At 65.9% G+C, this 17,763-nt stretch carries 10 protein-coding genes and 2 pseudogenes; 8 read left to right on the forward strand and 4 right to left on the reverse strand.

Annotated elements, in window-relative coordinates; genetic code table 11:
- Positions 1-486 precede the first annotated feature (486 nt).
- The 5 genes from ACZ6SD_RS17370 to ACZ6SD_RS17390 all read left to right on the forward strand — a co-directional run bounded on the left by ACZ6SD_RS17370 (position 487) and on the right by ACZ6SD_RS17390 (position 5,286).
- Positions 487-3,336 (forward strand): tetratricopeptide repeat protein, encoded by a 2,850-nt coding sequence (locus tag ACZ6SD_RS17370; protein ID WP_465317948.1) that lies wholly within the window; start codon positions 487-489, stop codon positions 3,334-3,336.
- A 431-nt stretch (positions 3,337-3,767) separates the two neighbouring features.
- On the forward strand, positions 3,768-3,944 hold the full coding sequence (locus tag ACZ6SD_RS17375; protein WP_465317949.1) for a hypothetical protein: 177 nt from the start codon (positions 3,768-3,770) through the stop codon (positions 3,942-3,944).
- Between the two features lie 3 nt (positions 3,945-3,947).
- On the forward strand, positions 3,948-4,196 hold the full coding sequence (locus tag ACZ6SD_RS17380; RefSeq protein ID WP_465317950.1) for a hypothetical protein: 249 nt from the start codon (positions 3,948-3,950) through the stop codon (positions 4,194-4,196).
- Between the two features lie 92 nt (positions 4,197-4,288).
- Entirely contained in the window at positions 4,289-4,702 is a 414-nt protein-coding gene (locus tag ACZ6SD_RS17385; RefSeq protein WP_465317951.1) for a winged helix-turn-helix domain-containing protein, read from the forward strand.
- Positions 4,666-5,286: a transposase gene (locus tag ACZ6SD_RS17390; RefSeq protein ID WP_465317952.1), complete on the forward strand. Its 621-nt coding sequence runs from the start codon at positions 4,666-4,668 to the stop codon at positions 5,284-5,286. Before ACZ6SD_RS17385 ends, ACZ6SD_RS17390 begins: the two co-directional genes overlap by 37 nt.
- A gap of 19 nt (positions 5,287-5,305) precedes the next feature.
- Here the strand turns inward: ACZ6SD_RS17390 and ACZ6SD_RS17395 are convergent.
- From ACZ6SD_RS17395 to ACZ6SD_RS17405, 3 genes and pseudogenes are all read right to left on the reverse strand, one after another.
- Positions 5,306-6,224, reverse strand: a pseudogene (locus ACZ6SD_RS17395) (ISL3 family transposase); the annotation flags it as partial.
- A 99-nt stretch (positions 6,225-6,323) separates the two neighbouring features.
- Complete coding sequence (locus ACZ6SD_RS17400) at positions 6,324-7,709, reverse strand: tryptophanase (protein WP_465317953.1); 1,386 nt, start codon at positions 7,707-7,709, stop codon at positions 6,324-6,326.
- A gap of 8 nt (positions 7,710-7,717) precedes the next feature.
- The gene (locus ACZ6SD_RS17405) at positions 7,718-8,800 is read right to left on the reverse strand and encodes a tryptophan dimethylallyltransferase family protein (RefSeq protein WP_465317954.1); all 1,083 of its coding nucleotides are present in this window, start codon (positions 8,798-8,800) and stop codon (positions 7,718-7,720) included.
- Positions 8,801-9,063: 263 nt separating this feature from the next.
- Here ACZ6SD_RS17405 and ACZ6SD_RS17410 point away from each other — a divergent pair, with 263 nt between their 5' ends.
- The gene (locus ACZ6SD_RS17410) at positions 9,064-11,790 is read left to right on the forward strand and encodes an AfsR/SARP family transcriptional regulator (protein WP_465317955.1); all 2,727 of its coding nucleotides are present in this window, start codon (positions 9,064-9,066) and stop codon (positions 11,788-11,790) included.
- A 56-nt stretch (positions 11,791-11,846) separates the two neighbouring features.
- Here ACZ6SD_RS17410 and ACZ6SD_RS17415 read toward each other — a convergent pair.
- A pseudogene (locus ACZ6SD_RS17415) lies at positions 11,847-12,304 on the reverse strand (IS5 family transposase); the annotation flags it as partial.
- Positions 12,305-12,484: 180 nt separating this feature from the next.
- Here ACZ6SD_RS17415 and ACZ6SD_RS17420 point away from each other — a divergent pair.
- Positions 12,485-13,036, forward strand: a complete 552-nt coding sequence (locus tag ACZ6SD_RS17420) for a hypothetical protein (protein ID WP_465318010.1) — start codon at positions 12,485-12,487, stop codon at positions 13,034-13,036.
- Between the two features lie 1,230 nt (positions 13,037-14,266).
- Positions 14,267-16,273: a hypothetical protein gene (locus tag ACZ6SD_RS17425; protein ID WP_465317956.1), complete on the forward strand. Its 2,007-nt coding sequence runs from the start codon at positions 14,267-14,269 to the stop codon at positions 16,271-16,273.
- Positions 16,274-17,763: the final 1,490 nt, after the last annotated feature.

The following is a 17,763-nucleotide window of genomic DNA, read 5'->3' on the forward strand; positions in this document are numbered from 1 at the left end:
AGGTACTCGGGTTGGGTCTTTGATCGTTCCAGTGATCACCACCGTCTGGCCTGCTAGCGCCGCGTGAAGGAAGCCGGAAGGCTGTATGAACAGCTCACGCTCGCCAGGCAAGGCCCCTACGTACGCACGCTGGCGGAAGTCACCGGAGCGCCTCAAGGAACTCGGGGACCATGAGGCCGCTGAGGGGGCGCATCGCAGGTCGTGCAAGCGCGCTGAGCCAGCCGTGATCGGGTGAACCGGCCTCACGCGCACGTCTCGCGCGCCGCGCGGCTACCTACATCCAGACGGTGGGTGGGGCACATTCACGTTGGACCTCGGACGGGGTCGGACGACAGCAACTTCTCTCGCGATGGCCGACCACGTCTGTGTCTCACTGGCTATCATCCAGTGGGTGATCGGACTTGGCCGCGCATGAGCACACCGTCGAACCCCTCGGAGGACGGGGAAGCCCAAGAGGACGTACGACGGTTCGATTCCGTCAATTCCGTGACGGACAGTATCGTCCTGGGCAACGTCATCCAGATCGGCGAGCTCCACGGGAATCTGACGGTCTCGTTCAACCAGCCGGGCTATCATATCGAATCCTTCCCAGTGGCATCCGCGTCGCTGGCGTACGAGCACATCCGCGGGCAACCATCCCGGCTCCTGATGGCCCGGCACGAGGTGGTTCCGTTCGAGGGACGCGAGGCCGTTCTCGCGGATCTGTCGGCGTGGATGACACGCGGATCTTCCCAGATCTCAGTCCGCCTGATCCACGCTCCTGGAGGGCAAGGAAAGTCCCGACTGGCCGCCCATCTGGCCCACAACCACGCCACGAAATGGCAGGTGTGGAGGGCGAGGCTCCCGCTGCCGAGCGCGCTCAGCGGTGCTGATCAGCAGATCGACCGTTCCGTCGAGGGGCTGCTGGTCATCGTCGACTACGCGGACAGATGGCCGCTGAACAGCTTGAAAGCACTGATCGCCGACCTGCGCGTCATGATGGGTCATCTACCGGGGGCGATACCACTTCGGGTGTTGCTCTTGGCACGGTCCGCCGGATGGTGGTGGAACGCAGTTGAGAACTGGCTCGACACCGAATTGGGCGTGCCGTCGGACGCGGTTGTGCTGCTGCCACTCGGTTTCGAGCTGAGTCTGGACCAGATTTTCCGATCCGCGCTCAAAGCCTTTGCCCGCGCACTACGCGTACCCGAGATCAGCCGCCGCATCGTGTTACCCGTGGTCGACACTCCGGGATTCGACCAGGTTCTTACCGTGCACATGGCAGCTCTCGCCACCGTCGACGCGTGGCTTCACGGTGAGGTTCCTCCTACGGAACCTCACCGAGTCACGGACTACCTGCTCAAGCGTGAGCGACGCCATTGGCTCGAGTGGCACGTGCAGAGCGAAGAACCGTTGCACACTCCGCCCCACACGATCAGTCGAGCGGTGTGCCTCGCCACCCTGAGCGGTCCGCTTCCCTATCTGAGCGGTGTCGACGTGCTGCGGCGCACCCACGTCTCCGACTCACCGGGGGGATGCGGCCAGATCATCGAAGACCACGCGAGGCTGTATCCGGCGCAAGATCCCGGCACAGTCCTGGAGCCGCTCTACCCAGACCGCCTCGGCGAGGACTTCATCGCCATAACCACCCCTGGACACAGCCGTGCCAGCGGCGACGTCGTAGACCCGTGGACGGAGATCGCGGTCAGGAGCCTGCTCACGCCACACGACGAAGACGCGAATCCGGTAGGGCGGCCCAGCCAGGTCGTGACGGTCCTGGTCGAGACAGCCCACCGATGGCCGCACGTCGCGAAGTGCCATCTCTATCCGCTGCTGAAGGACTACCCGGCACTCGCGCTGCACATCGACGCGGCTACGCTTACGCGGCTCTCGGAATTGCCCGATGTCGATTTCGGCGCGCTCGAAGCGGTCGAGAGCGTGCTCTCGGCGGAGCGCCGCATGGATGTCTTCAGCGGGCTGGCCGCGATCGCTGTCCGGCTGGCCGCTCATCGCATGGCCCAAACCCATGACCCGGTCGAGCGCGCCTCGATCCAGGACAATTTGGCGCCGACGCTGCTCGCCGCCGGACTCTATGAGCAGTGTCTCGTCGCGGCACGGGAGGCCGTGGAGATCCGCCGAACGCTCGCGACGACGGACCCCGCCGCACACGAGCGCGCACTGGTGGTGAGCCTGGCCAACCTCGGCACCGTGCTACTGGCCAACGGAAGGCTGGAAGAGGCTCTGGGCACCGACCGGGAGACGGTGCGGCTAGCCCGCCGACTGGCCGTCTCGAACTCGGACTTGCACAGCTTCACGTTGGCGAGCGTACTGGTGGGGCTGGGCAATCGTGCCACCGAAGCCGCACGTGGACATGGTGCGGTGGAGCTGTGGATCGAGGCACTCGCCGCCACCAGCGAAGCTGTGGACCTGCTCCGACAGATACCTGATCATGATCAGGCGCCACCACTGCTCGCGCTGGCACTCAGCAATCTCGGCAATCCCCTGGCCGCACTAGGGCGCCACGACGAGGCCCTATCCGTCTCCGAACAAGCCGTCCGCATGTCTCGGGGACTCACGGCGACTGAGGAAACTTTTCAGGCGCCATTGCTTGCAATGACGGTACGAAATCTCGCCATTCGCCTGAGTAGATTGAGACGTTTCAAAGAGGCCCTCCTTTCGATCCAGGAAGCCGCCCAGCTATACCGCACCTTGGCCAAGGCCAGCCCAATCGCCCATGAGGACTCCTTCCTCGAAACCCTGCAAGATCTGATCCACCTGCTGTTCGTTCTCGGTCGACAAGAGAACGCCCTGGAAGCAGCCGAAGAACGCGTGGCGATTACACAAAGGAAATCGAGACTTAATCCGGCCAAATATCAGCCTCAACTGGCCGCTTCGCTTTACGAACTCTCCACCGTGATGTTTGCCACGAATCGCCTCGAGTTGGCACTGGAAGCGGCACGAGAGAGCGTGCGAATGCAACGAGTGTGGGCAGCGCTCTACCCCCATCGACACTGGTCTACGCTTTTCCAGGCACTTTATGCCGTTGCGGCCCTACTGAGTAAGTTGGAACGGTGGGGTGAGATCGAGCCTGTCATAGACGAGGCGCTGGAAATTTATCACGCACTCTTCACACATATTGGCCGCAAACCGCCGTCGCTTATTGCCCGACAGGCCACGTGGTTCCACGAAACCGCAGCAGCGCAGAGAGCAGAATCGAAACGCGCAGCGGAGTACCACATCAAACAAGCCCCTGCAAGACATTTAACCACGTCATTCAGACACCTGCTCACGAAGGTTCGAGCGAGAGTGGTGGCGAGACGCCGACAAAAGCGTCGGCAGCCACCAAAGGTGCAATGACAGGCGTCAACGATCCTTTCGCCTTTCGCTCAAATTCTTTTGCTGCGCCCTTGTTGCCGCCATCACGCGCATCACGATCCGGGAATCCTCGGGATCAGGCGGATAACTACTACAGAACCGCTGCCAGGCAGACTGAAACTCCTCTCGCTCACCCTCTGGGAGCATCCAAAGAACGCTCAGATGTGAAGCGAAGAACTCTGTTGGATACTCGTCAGTATCGTCAGTATCGTCATTATCGACGGGTACGATCGACTGTTTGTCGGATCGTCGAAAGAAATCACTGAGCCATCCCACTAGGATCATCCCTCCCGCTTCCGAGTTGACTCATCATATCAGGAACAACTCTCGGAAAGGGGGCGGCGCGACCCAGTGTTGTCAATCGCCAGAGCGTACGCCGCCGATGGTCAACGAGGAGTCGCCGCGCAAAACGGGTGGCGGGGCTGCACCTGATGTCGGCGTTGGCCGAGTCCGAGTTGGCGGGCCCAGACGAGCTCAGGCACATGAAGGCGCTCACCGACCGGGTCCTGGAGCCGCTGCGCCGGGAACTCGCCGATGCCGGGATCACGTTCGAGGACCCTGACGGCCTGCTCGACGCTGGGGGCGAGTGACGGATGCCGACCCGGATACGGATCACCGACGAGCAGGTCGCTGCGGCACGCCTGCGCCTGATCTTGGATCGACGCGCCGGGCAGTCGTCGTCGGACGCGGTTCTGGCACTCGCGGCGGAGCCTGCCTGGACCGAGCGCGACCTGACTCGCGACCTTCTCGTCGCCGCGCAGTTGGACGCTACAGATCATAAAAGCCCAGGGTTGATCTTGCCCTTGCGTGGCGTGTCCTCCCCGATCCTGATCGATTCATGATCTAGGCAGGGATGGATGAGGTACGCGGATGGAGGCGGCCTGTCCGAGCGGGGCAGGGCCAAACGCGAAGCTGTCCGGTTGCAGGCGGCCCGATGGTTCGATCAGGACGTGCCGGTCGCGAGATCGCCCGCGGGCTACGGGTGTCCATCAATGCGGTCTACACCTGGCGACGACGATGGCACGCCGAGGGTGAGGCTGGCTTGGCGTCGAGGGGACCGGGCGGGTCGTCCTGCCGGTTGGGCCAGCCGAGGCTGGATTGGCTGGCCCGGGCTTTGGAGCAAGGCCCTGCCGCGCATGGATTCGGTGAGGATCAGCGCTGGACTCTGGCCCGAGTCGCCGATCTGATCGCCCGCATGCTCCATACCCGGTACACGCCGCGTGGGGTGTCGTATCTGTTGTACCGGATGGGGTTCTCGCCGCAGGTTCCGGCTCATCGCGCGATCGAGCGTGACGAGCAGGCGATCGCGACGTGGCGGCGGGAGGCGTGGCCGGCGGGAAAACGGTAGCGGCGCAGCAGGGCGCCTGGCTGTGTTTCGAGGACGAGGCCGGGCAGACGCTGCGCCCGCCGAAAGCCCGCACCTGGGGCCGGCGTGGCCAGACACCGCAGATCCCGGTATCGGGCAAGGGTTCGGGCCGGGTGTCGATCGCCGGGCTGGTCTGCATCCGGCCCGGGCGCCAGCCTCGGTTGATCTACCGTGTCCGGACCCACCGCGGCCACAAGGGCGAACGACGCAGCTTCACCGAGACCGACTACGCCGCCCTGCTCGACGCCGCGCACCAGCAACTCGGCGCACCGATCGTGTTGATCTGGGACAACCTCAACACCCACATCAGCCACGCGATGCGCGCACTGGTCGCGGCCCGCGACTGGCTGCACGTGATCCAGCTCCCGCCCTACGCCCCGGACCTCAACCCGACCGAGCACGTCTGGTCCCACGTCAAACGCAACCTGGGCAACCTGATCGTGCACGGCATCGACCAGCTCACCGCCATTGTGAAGAACCGGCTCAAACGCATCCAGTACCAGCCCGGGTTGATCGACGCCTTCGTCACCCACATCGGACTGAGTCTGGAGCCACAACCGCCGTAATCCCAGCCTTTCAAGATCTGTAGCGTTTGACGGTGTTCAGGGACAGACCCAGCCGACGGGAGCAGTCCAGCAACCCGACGCCACGGTCGAGCAGGGCGTGCACGGCCTGCCAGCGTTCAAGTGTGGTCTTCTCCCGAGTGAGGTTCTGGCGTTTCGGTCCCAGTTTCGCCCAGCACCCGCTATGGGCGGCCACTGCCTTCTCGACGAAGCGCGCCAAGCCATGCCACAGATGCCACCGGTCCGACACCTGCAGCGCATCGGCCAGCGACCGACGAATCGCCTCGGCATAGGTGGTGGACCCATCACGCACGACGATATCGACACCAGGATTGGTTCGTAGCCATTCGGCCAAGGTGTCGGATTTACGGTCGGACAACACATTAACACGTTCATGGGTGACCGCGTCGATCAAGACACTGCATATGTGTGACGGCGACGCACCGCGAAGTCGTCGACGCTGAGCACGCGGGGGACCGACCGCGGCGACAGCGGGACACGCAGTAACACCCGGATCGCGGTATGACGCGACATACCAACCCGCAACGCCACCAACACCCCCGCACACTGGCCCTGCTGGCCAACTCTCGCACCACCGTCCGCACCAACCCCGTCAACCTCGTGGTCCGACGCTGGTAGCGCTCAAGCACACCGGGAACCTGCTCACGGAAACTCCTGCGACAGTCGACCGTCGAGCACAACAATCGCCGCACCCGAACCAGCACTGCCACCGGCTGGCCATCCAGCGGAAGATCAGCAACGTTGCGCTGGTGATAGCTATGCACCCGCGCCGATCCCATCCCGCAGCCGGGACACACCGCTGGCCAATCGCTCGTTCTTGCTCGAACCACCAAACGCTCACCGTCAACATCAACACCCTCGATCACCAGCGGCGACAACCCCGAGAACACCCAGGCAGCCGAAACCCCAACCTCATCCACAAGATGATCTTGCCGTCACGCCCAGCTACCACCGAAAGTGAGACAGAGCCGATCTTGCAACAGTCCCTACTGGAATTCTGGCTACTTCTCGTCGATGGTTCAGGTGCGGGGTGTGGGGACAGGTGCGAGCTTGCTCTTGAAGTGCCGGAGCAGCGGGGCATGTTCGGTGATTCGGTAGCCGGTCAGTTGGGCGGCGTTCTGTGCGATGTGTGCCAGTGTGTGACCGACGTGCTCGATGTGGCCCTGGCTGTAGACCCGTCGAGGGATGGCGAGACGGACCAGTTCCCACGGGGCGCTGACGACGGGATTGCCGTGCTCGTCCTCCTTTCCCAGGTACAGGGAGCCGCATTCCACGCTGCGGATGCCGCCCTCGAGGTACAGGGCGCAGGCCAGTGCGTGTCCCGGGAACTGGTGTGGGGGGATGTGTGGGAGGAGTCGGCCTGCGTTGAGGTAGACCGCGTGCACACCGGGCGGCTCCACCACCGCGACGCCGGCCGCTCGGGACAGTTCGGCCAGGTAGGAGGTCGTGGCGGCTCTCGCCCGGAGGTAGTCGGGGGCAGTGACCTCGAGCAGTCCCTGTGCGAGCATGTCGAGGTCGCGGCCTGCCAGGCCGCCGTAGGTGGGGAAGCCCTCGGTGGCGATGAGCAGCAGTTCACACCGGCGGGCCAACTCGGGGTCGCGCAGGCCGAGGAATCCGCCCGTGTTGACCAGGCCGTCCTTTTTCATGCTGGCCGTGCAGCCGTCCGCGAGCCGGAACGCCTCCTCGGCGACCTCGCGCGGGGTGTGGTAGCGGTAGCCGGGTTCGTGCTGTGTCACCAGCCAGGCGTTCTCCGCGAAGCGGGCGGCGTCGAGGATGAGCGGCACCCCGTGGGCACGGCACAGCCGGGCGGTCTCGGTGAGGTTGGCCATCGAGACGGGTTGGCCGCCCATGCCGTTGCTGGTGAGCGTCAAGACGACCACAGCCACCCGCGGGCCGTCGGAGCCGGTGAGGGTGTCGTGCACGGCATCCAGGTCGATGTTGCCCTTGAAGGGGTACGGGCTGTCCAGATCCCTTGCCTCCGGGCAGGGCAGGTCACGGGCCTGGGCGCCTGCCAGCTCGATGTTGGCGCGGGTGGTGTCGAAGTGCGTGTTGCCGAGCGTTATCTGTTCCGGCCGCAGCAGGGTCGAGAACAGGATGCGTTCAGCGGCCCGCCCTTGGTGCACCGGCAGGATGTGCGGGTAGGAGGTCAGCTCCTCCACCACCGCTCGGAACCGGTGGAACGAGCTTGCGCCTGCGTAGGTCTCGTCGCCCAGCATCGATGCGGCCAGTTGCGCGGCGGACAGCGCGCCGGTGCCCGAGTCGGTCAGCAGGTCGATGGTCACCTCCTCGGCCCGCAGCCCGAAGAGGTTGTGGTGCACCCGTTCCAGCGCCTGCTCGCGCTGCGTGCGCGTGGTGAGCGGGATCGGTTCCACCACCTTGGCGCGAAACGGTTCCATGATCGGCATGTCGCGCCTCACCGGCCGAGCACCGCGGCCGGAGCCCGCCTGCGGGGCGGCCGGACGAAGTTCACCTCCGCCGAGAGATACACGGTCAGCCGTTCGCCGTGCGGTGAGAACACCCGCGAGATGTAGGAGATCAGCCCGACGCCTGCGTCCAGCGGCCGTCGGCTCACAGCGGCAAGTGCCCGGTCCAGCACTGCTGGGTCGTGCCCTTGGCGGCGCATCACAGCGGCCGCGCGTGCGCGTGCCTCCTGGTCATTTTCGACGTAGTCCCGGACGGGGACGTGCAGGGTGTACGCGTCGGGCGACTCCGACTCGGGGTCCACCAGCGAGTAGCACGAAACCAGGGGGCGTGCCGTGAACGGGCCCGGTCCGGCGACGGTGTGGCAGAACTCCTCGACCGCTCCGCGGGGAATCCCGGGGGCGGCCACCGACGCCCGCGTCGCGTCCGCCAGACCGCCGCCGTCGTGGGCGACGTAGACCTTCACCCGCGGTCGGCGCCAGCTCCCGAGGTCCAACGCGAAGTACATCAGCCTGCCGCCGTCGGCCACCGAACGGCGGATCGGCCGTCGTGCCTGCCGGAAACCCAGGCGGGCCAATGCCTCCGCGACCAGCTTGGGAGCACGGTCACCGCCCCGCGCGGCCGGGTCCAGGTACACCTTGAACGACGGGTCGCCGCTCGCGGTCAGCACGACCGCGCACCACAGTGCCAACCGCCCCTGTGGCAGGCGGGGCAAGAACAGGTCCTGCACCGAGGTGAGCCGCCGAAGGTCGAATCCGTAGCGCTCCGCCAGCCCACACAGGACCTGTGATCCGGCCACCGCGTTCGCCCGCACCCCCGGTGGCACACTGTTCGGCTCGGTCAGCAGGCGCAGTTGCGGCGGCCTGCCCGCCTCGAACGAGATCGAGTACTCGACGGGTGAGTGGTCGTCGGCCACGTCCGAGTACGACGTCGCGGCCCCGCCGACCGGAAGCGTGGCGGCAGGCCCGAGCAGCGCGCCCACCAGGTGCTCGAACTCCCCACGCCTGCCCGACAGCCCGACAGCGTCGATCAGTGCGCCGAACTGGCCGTGCACGAGGTGGCCCAGCGAACCCACAGGCGCATGACGGGACGGGGTCGTGTTGAACATGGGTGTCTCCAGAGTCGTATCGGGTCAACCGGCTCCGCCGTGCCCGACCCCTCGACGGGCACGGCGGAGCTATCGGTCTTCCTGGGTTCCCGGCCCGGGTGGGCCGTGGTGTCACCACCGTGCTGACCGAGCCCTGCGGAAACCCTGCGCGCGGGGTCAACTGCGCAAAGTCACCCTGTCGAAGGTTCAGGGCGGCAGCCGAGGGCACCGATGAACCTGGAGTGGGAAGCGTGCATGGTGAACGGGCGCCCATTTTCGGCGTGCTGGGGGTGGTCCAGGCGCGGGTCGACGGCCACCCGGTCGACGTCGGTCACCCTCGCCAGCGCAGCGTGCTCGCAGCGCTGCTTGTCGACGTCAACCGGGTGGTGCCGGTCGACGAACTGGTGGACCGGGTGTGGGGTGAGCAACCGCCCAACCGCGCCAAGCACGCCCTGTACAGCTACCTCTCCCGCCTGCGCCGCCTCGTCACGCCCGCGGGTGCGACACTCACTCGCCAGCCCAGCGGCTACCTGCTGACCGCCGACCCAGCCGCGGTCGACCTGCACCTGTTCCGCGAACTGTGCGCACGCTCCCGCGAGGGAGACCAACAACTTGACGCGGTCGACCAGGCGCTGGCGCTGTGGCGCGGCCGTGCTCTCGAAGGGCTGGACACGCCGTGGTTCTCCGAGGTGGCGCGGCGGCTGGACCAGGAGCGCGTCACCGCCGAACTGCACCGCAACGACCTGCTGCTGCGCCTCGGCAGGCACGAAGATCGAGTCGCCGACATCGTCGCGACCGCCACCGCATACCCGCTCGACGAGCGCGCGGCCGCCCACGTGCTGCTCGCGTTGTACCGCTGCGGCAGGCAGGCGGACGCGCTGGCCCACTACCAGGTGGTGCGTGCCCGACTCGCCGAGGAACTAGGCACCGACCCCGGTCCCCGGCTGCGCGAGCTGCACCGGCGGATCCTCGCAGGCGACCCACTGCCCACCTCCGACCGGCCGACACCCCGCCAGCTACCCGCGGTACCGGCCCACTTCGTCGGCCGCGCCGCCGAACGGGCCAGGCTCGACGATCACGACACCGCGCTGGTGGTGATCGTCGGGACCGGCGGCGCAGGCAAGACAGCACTCGCGCTGCGCTGGGCACACGACAACGTCGAGCGCTTCCCCGACGGCCAGCTGTACGCCGACCTGCGGGGGTTCGACCCAACCACTGCCCCCGTACCCCCGCAGACCGTGCTGCGCGGGTTCCTGGAAGCGCTCGGGGTGCCCGCGCACGGCGTGCCGTCCGACATCGAGCAGGCGGGCGCGCTGTACCGCAGCGTGCTCGCCTGCCGCCGCGTCCTGGTCCTGCTCGACAACGCCGCCGACGCCGCTCAGGTGCTGCCACTGCTGCCCGGCGGCGCGCCGTGCCTGACGCTGGTGACCAGCCGGGACCGCATGAGCCACCTCGTCGCCGGGCAGGGCGCCGACTACCTCGGCGTCAACGTGCTGACCGAGCCGGAGTCCGTCGCGCTGCTGGCCGAACGGCTCGGACGGAACCGCATCGAGGCCGAACCCGACGCCGTCGCCGAACTCGTCGAGCGCTCCGCCCGGCTACCGCTGGCGCTGTCGGTCTTGGCCGCCCGCGCCACGATGAACCGGAACTTCTCCCTGCGGGCACTGGCAGACGAGCTGCGCGACGTGCACGACCGCCTCGACGCCCTCGACACCATGGTGGATGTGCGTGCCGCGTTCTTCTGCTCCTACCGGGCGCTGAACGCCGACGCCGCGCGGCTGTTTCGCCTGCTGGGCAGCCACCCCGGCGCGGACGTGGACGTCTACGCGGCAGCGTCCACCGCGGGTGTCCCGGTGCCGCGGGTACGCGTGCTGCTGGCCGAGCTGACCCGCCAGCACCTCGTCGACGAGCGCGTGCCGCACCGCTACAGCTCACACGACCTGCTGCGTGCCTACGCCGCGGAGCTGGCCCGTGCGCACGACACCGAAGCGGAGCTGACCGCGGCCCGTTCCCGCTCGGCCGACCACTACCTGCACACCGGTTACCGCGCCGAGCGCCACCTGTCCCCGCACTGGCCGCCGCTCGCCCTCCCCGCGGCGCGTGACGGCGTAGCGGTCCAGGAGATCACCGGCTACAACCAGGCGATGGCATGGTTCGCCGCCGAACACGCCACGGTACTCGCCGTCCTCGAGGACGCAGTGCGCCACGGCTGGGACGTGCACGCATGGCAACTGCCCTGGATCCTCACCTCCTACCTCCACCGGCAGGGCCAGTGGCGGGAGAAGTTCGCCGCCCTACGAACCGCGCTGGAGGCCGCCGAGCGACTCGACGACCCGGATGCCATCGCAACGATCCACCACCTGCTCGGCCGCGCGGCGACAACACTGGGTGAACGAACCACCGCGCTCACCCACCTCAACCAGGCGCTCAACCTGCACCGGGCGCAGGACGACGAGACCAACCAGGCAATTGTCCACTTCTCACTGGCCGCGGAATACGAGCAGCACCACGACTTGCCCCAGGCCATGGCCCACGCCCGTCAGGCGCTCGCACTCCACACCCGCACCGGAAACCGCACGTGGCAGGGCTTCGACCTGACCGCGATGGGCTGGTACGCAACCTGCCTTGGCGACCACACCGCAGCCCTGGCCCACTGCCACGAGGCGACAACCCTCATGGACGACCGCGACGGACTCGCGCACTGCTTCCAGATCATGGGTTGCGCCTACCACCACCTGGGCGACCACCCGATGTCCGTCACCCACCACGCCAAGGCCATCACCCTGTTCCGCACACTGGGCGACCAACACCGCGAAGCAGGAGGCCTGATCCTCATCGGCGACGCCCACCACGCCGCGGGAGACAACCCACAGGCACGGACAGCGTGGACACGCGCGCTCGAGATCCTGGACCGCCTGGGACACGACAGCACATCGATCCGCACCCGACTGGAGCAGACACCAATCACCGCACCATGACCGCAACAGACTTTGTCTGTAGCCTGCCGACGAGATACACCCACGGCCGGTTGACGGAGTCGTTTGAAGCAGGTGATCGCGGCGGCGAGGGCGAGGAATGCGAGGAAGTGGTTGGCTTTGCGTTCGTAGCGGATGGTGAGTCGTCGGTATCCGGTGAGCCACAAGACAGTTCGTTCGATCACCCAGCGGTGCCTGCCGAGCTTCTCGCTGGTCTCGATACCCTTGCGGACGGTCCGGACCGGATACCGCGTCGACGCAGCCAGACGCGGAGTTCGGTGTGGTCGTAGGCCTTGTCCGCGTGGAGCTTGGAGGGCTTACGGCGGCGTGGTCCGCGACGGGATCGGATCGAGGGGATCGCCTTCACCAACGGTTTGAGCGCGTAGGAGTCGTTGGTGTTCACAGCCGAGACACCAACAACAAGCGGCAGCCCGGCAGCCTCGGATAGCACATGGATCGTCGAGCCGGGCTTGCCGCGGTCCACCGGACTCGGGGCGGTCAGAGAGCCCTCCTTTTCGCCCGCCCAGACACCCCGCCACCCGCCGCACCTACGTGCTGCGTCACTACGTTCACCATGCCCAATGCGATAAGCGCATGTTTGGCAAAGCCCGCCACGAAAACGCCTACTACACGTGCCAACCCCAACTCGATCGCGTCGGCAACCCGCAGGACTACGCCGATCACCCCCGTTCCGTCTATGTCCGCGAAGATCGCCTCCTCGACTGCGTCCAACCTTCTTTCCCAGCGAGTCCTCGGTCCCGACCGCGCCGTGCACCTGCGCCACCAACTGACCAAGCAGGGCACCAGCAAGCGACATGATCATCAACACCGCATCGCCGCGATCGAGAAGGCCATCGCCGAACTGACCCGACGCCAGAACAACCTGATGGACGAACGCGAGACTCGCACCCTCGATGACGGTGACGAGATCGGCCGCGCCTGGGCCGAACGCCTATGCGCTCGTTTCGCCGACCTGGAGAACCAGCGCCGAGCCAAGCAGAACGAACTCGACGAACTCCGCGCCATCGCCGAATGCGAGCAACCCCAACAACCCGAACTGCTGGACCTATTTCCCACCCTGGCGGTTGTTCTGCCCCACCGCCCCCGACCCACTCCAGCGCGCCCTCTACGAAGCCTGCGGCATCAAGATCTACTACGACCACGGCATCCGCCACGTCACCATCCACGTCACCCCGCGCGCCGAAACCCCTCCCCGCCATCGAACAAGCGGCCACCGCCATCGCCATAGCCAGCCCAAACAAACCAGCAAGCCGCGCGCAGCCCACCACGACTTCAGATGATGATGTTGCCCATGTTTTGCGTGTCCTGCCCGAGGTCCGGCCAGGGCGGCGGCACGTACCGAGATCACCAACCGACAGGAGGCGATGCCGCCGCCACTGGCCTCCGATAAGCCTCGACCTCCGTCGGATGGCGCGGCAACGGCATCTCACGAGCTGCGCTCCTCGCCCGGTCGGGTCCGAGGAACTGGCGGGAGGTCAAGCCGAGGCGTGACCGGTCCGCTCGTCGATCTAAGTCCTACACCCATCACGACAGTCTCCGCCGGTTCGTTCCGGACACGCCCGGTCCGAGTGCTTTTACCTCCGGCGTGACCGACGAAGATAGCCAGGCGCGCACAGTGCACACGCACCGTAGTGAGCCGCCAGATCTCAGGCGAGCCGAACATATGTGCGAGGCTGGTGGTAGTTTGCCGAGGCGACTCTGCCGCCTGCGACCCCCGCGCCGGACGGCGCACTGCGCTACCGAGTCGATCAGACCGGCACGACGGTCGCAGTCCTTCCCGCCACCTGCAAAGGCGGACGACACATCGTCGTCCCAGGAGTCAGCAGAGCTATCCTTGCCGGGGGCGAGGTCTGCGTGGACCGCCCCGCCTGCGCAGCGACGCCCATAGTCGACGCGAGCTGGCGGTTGACCAGCAGCCACGCCAGCCCCGACCGTGCCGAGCTGGACGACCAACCCTACGGCGACCTCATCCACCGCGTGCGGGCAGCGACCGACGCGAGGTAGTCGGGTGTCGTGATCAACAGCCCGATCACGCGCTGGAAGGGTGACGACTCGTACCGAAGTCGAGATAGATCGTCTTATGTGGACCCAGCCACTATGCCGAGTTTGCGCACTTCCGCGAGGTGAAGCTACGGTTGTCACTCGACAAAGCCTGCGGCGGGTGAACCGCTGCCAGCTGCGTTGTGTGCCCGTAGCGAATCGGGTCCACCGTCACTGGGCCATCAAGGTTGTTTGCTCTCCGTGTGGGCCTCGCACAGGCGGCGCGATCCTCATGACACGCTTTCCAGCAGCCTCAACTCGTCCATCTGCAGGCGTATCGTCTGCTCTGGACAAACGACGTATTGGGTGGTGATCATTGACTTCACGACCGGGTCGGGACGCACAACGTCGCCAGAACCCCATGTCTCCGTACTTGGGCTCATCCGCGATCTCCGCCGGTGGACGCACTGCTAACGGCGTGCGGCAGATCGTGCGACCATACGGGGCCGAACTCCACGCGATTCAGCGGAACACTCTTCACCAGGCTGAAGCTGCCGAGCGACAGCTCCCGCTTCTGCTGGAGGAGATCCGGGCCACCGCAGCAGCCGCGGACCCGCTCCTGACTTACAGCAGCTTGACTGTTCTGACCAGCATGCGTCGAGCCCATCCTGGCCCTGCCAACTTCGGCAGCGACGCCGTCCTCGAGTTCTACGGAGGATTGGTCACCGGCATGCCGGTCGACGATGTCCTGTCTCGACTTGGCACCGATTATCATCCGCAGGTCCTGTACGACTTGGACCGACTTCTCCGTGAGTACGCGATCGCCGAGAACCGGGTACACGAGGCCAAGGCCCTTCGCGTCAGTCCCCGAGACTCGCTCACCAGCGTCAGGAATCTCCTCGAGTTCGAGCAACGCTTCGACCGCATGCTCGGCTATCCCGAACAACTGCGCGCCATCTTCAAGACGATCGTGGCACCACTCGCCGACAGGTCCCGGACGTCGCTCGGTTTCGCGCTCGGCGATGCTCTCACCGTCGCAGATGCCTACTTCGACGTGCAGTGCGAACGTCTCCACGAGGTGCAACAAGAGTTTCAGGTTGTCCTGGATCAAATCCCCCCTCGGGCGGACCGCGCCACCATGGTCCAGTACGCGGCCGCGCACGCCGCCGGGATGGCGACGTTCGGTTCGGCTCCCCTCGAGGACGACCTCGCTTCTCTGCTGGCACAACGCACTTCGATCCCGCGAGATCAGCTGGAAGCCCTGCTCGGCGCCCTCACCACGGCCCTGGGCAGCCAACCCGAACTCGACAGCCTCCACGCGACCAACACGTTGCGGCGCCGCCCGATCGTCGCGGTGCCCGGCGGCCGTCATCTCTGGGCTGTCCCCGGGGACTTCATCCACTGCGCGCTGGACTGGGCCGCCGAAGCGTGCCAACGAGACCCTCGACTGCTCGAAACGTTCGACAAGCGTCGGCAGGACACCTGCGAAGAACTGACCTGCGAGGTGCTATCGCAGGTCTTCGGAGCCGACAACGTCCACGCCACCGTGACCTACCCCTGGGACGGGCAACGTCCCGACATCGACGTTCTCGTAGCGCTACCCGGCGCCACTCTCATCCTCGAGGCCAAGGGCGGCCGGCTGACCGATCCGGCGAGGCGAGGCGCTCCTGATCGGATCCGGAAGAAGGCAGCCGAGTTCGTCGACAAAGCGCTGGACCAGAACGCCCGGACAATCGAGTACCTCCGCTCCGGATCGTCGAACTTCCAGCAGAACGGGAAGAAGTGGCACGGCACCATCAACAGGACCCACATCGTCTCGGTCATCGTCACCCTTGAGCGCGTGGATCCGTTCGCATCGGTGCTACCCGACAGCGGCAAGCGAGCAAGCGTACCCGACGAGGGCACCTGGTTCGTCAACCTCGCCGACGTGCTCATGATCGCGGACATCCTCAGGCATCCCGCTGAGTTCTACGCCTACGCCGACACCCGTGCCCGGATCAACAAGGCCGGCGGGCCGCGCATCTTCGTGGAAGCCGACGCACTGGGAGCCTGGTGTAAGCACCGGATCGCACCCAAAACTCCCAGGGCCAGCGAGCTGATCTTGCTCGACACCACGTCCAGCCTCATGAACGACTACTACGCGTACGCCGCCAACAACCGGCCTGAACGTCCAACCACGGGTGTTCCTGGTGAAGTCCTCAGAACGCTGGACGAGATCCAACTCGCAGATCCCGATTCGTGGCACAACCTCGCATCTGCGGCCTTGGCCGTGCCGTCTTCCCGCTGGCGTCCCGTGGAGAAGGCGATCAACCAGCTGTCCGGGCAGCGGGTGTCACGACGGGGACGCAAACTCTCGCGACGAGCCCTGTCTGGTCTCGCCGTCTCCGACCGATTGATCATCACCGTGCAAGCCGACGATCTCGAACCGCCCGCTCCCCGCGTCCAACTGGCTCTTGATCATGGGCGACCCGGACCGCACCTGTAGGACCACGGTGTAAACGTCGCCAACCAGCACCGTCTCCGGCAGGACACGCCGACCGTGAACTGCGTCCACAAACGCGCAGTCTCAACCCGCCGGGCACGGTGTCAGCGACAACAGTAGCGGATGTTCGGGGCACGACGGACCAGGCCACCAGAGATGACCTCGTCCGTCATACGACCTCAGAACCTGCCCACTGCCACCCCCAATGGCACGCCGGTCTGCGCCATGTCACAGCACGAGTCGCGCCTCGACTACCAGGCTGCCGGTACGAATCCGCTGGTCAGCCCTGTTCCCATCCTTTGGCGCTCCTGCCCGAGGTCCGGCCAGGGCGGCGGCACGTACCGAGATCACCTACCGCCAAGAGGGGAACGCCGCCGCCGCTGGCCTCCGACGGTTTGCCCGTACGACGGGTACACGGTCCGGCGGCACGATTTCCCGCTCGGCACCCATACGCCTGAATCCGGCTGATCAGGGAGCTGATCCCGGAGTTTCACCGGTCTTGACCTGGTTCGGTTGCCTGGCCTGCGCTCGCCGTCCTACCGCTGGACGCCGAGCGCAGGCGGCTTTCCAGTAGTTGGTCAGAAGCGCTCGTTGGACTCTGTGGCGACCGGTCTGTGCGACCGACACTGCCGATCGCTTCTGACGGCTGCCCGCAACGACACCCGCACAACCGGCTGAGCTATACGAGCAGCTCTACTTCGATCTCATTCGGAGCTGGTCGCGGGCGGCACTGTCTTCGACGCGCGCAGCAATCGCGGTCTACTCAGGTCCCCAAGGTCGCCGACACACAAAAGAACTACACATTCTGAGACCTTCGTTGGGAAACGCCGACGTTACCTGCGGGATCCTTAATCCTGGCGACCGAAGAGGTGACGTTGCGGGCCACCCCCACCCTTTTCAAGGCGGTCTCGACGTCATCGACCTCGATCTCGATCTCGATCTCGAGATAGACGCTACTCATAGCCATTGAGGTGGAGGTACTTGGTCTCGCGAAGCAGTACATTCCATCAACGAGCACTGCACTTGCGTTAAGCCGCGCGACGAAAAGGCCGAGTCAATTTGGTCCATAAAACGCCTCTATGGCGTCTGGATCGGACACCAAGATAGAGATCCGTCGTACCGTCGCCGAAGCCTCCGGTTTCGCTTCGCTATCCAGGGTTGGTTGCACGTCGGATCGGCGAGACACGTTCCGTCGGACCAAGTCGACGACCATCGTCTGGCCTTCGACCTTGAGCAGCCATCGGGCTGCCTTTGCCTTGGTCCGGGATTCGAGCGACGTCTTTTGGGCCGACTCGACCAACCGGCCGTCCGGTGCAGACGTGGGTGGGCGGCCTGCCGTCTCGAGTTGTTCGCGAAAGGATCGGAGGTCGTCTTCACGAACCTGCTTCACAGGGCTGCCAGCAGTGCGCTTCTCACCGAGAGCAAGACTGGCGCATTGGTCGGCCAGGTGCGCGATGTAGTGTTCGGTCCTGGACCTGAGAGCTGAGGGGTTC

Source organism: Actinokineospora sp. NPDC051303 (assembly GCF_055586285.1).

Bases quoted from the DNA above. Each gene is read 5' to 3' on its own strand.
- ACZ6SD_RS17420 (WP_465318010.1), top strand. From the start codon at position 12,485: ATGTCCGCGAAGATCGCCTCCTCGACTGCGTCCAACCTTCTTTCCCAG.
- ACZ6SD_RS17400 (WP_465317953.1), bottom strand. From the start codon at position 7,709: ATGCCGATCATGGAACCGTTTCGCGCCAAGGTGGTGGAACCGATCCCG.
- ACZ6SD_RS17385 (WP_465317951.1), top strand. From the start codon at position 4,289: ATGGTTCGATCAGGACGTGCCGGTCGCGAGATCGCCCGCGGGCTACGG.
- ACZ6SD_RS17380 (WP_465317950.1), top strand. From the start codon at position 3,948: ATGCCGACCCGGATACGGATCACCGACGAGCAGGTCGCTGCGGCACGC.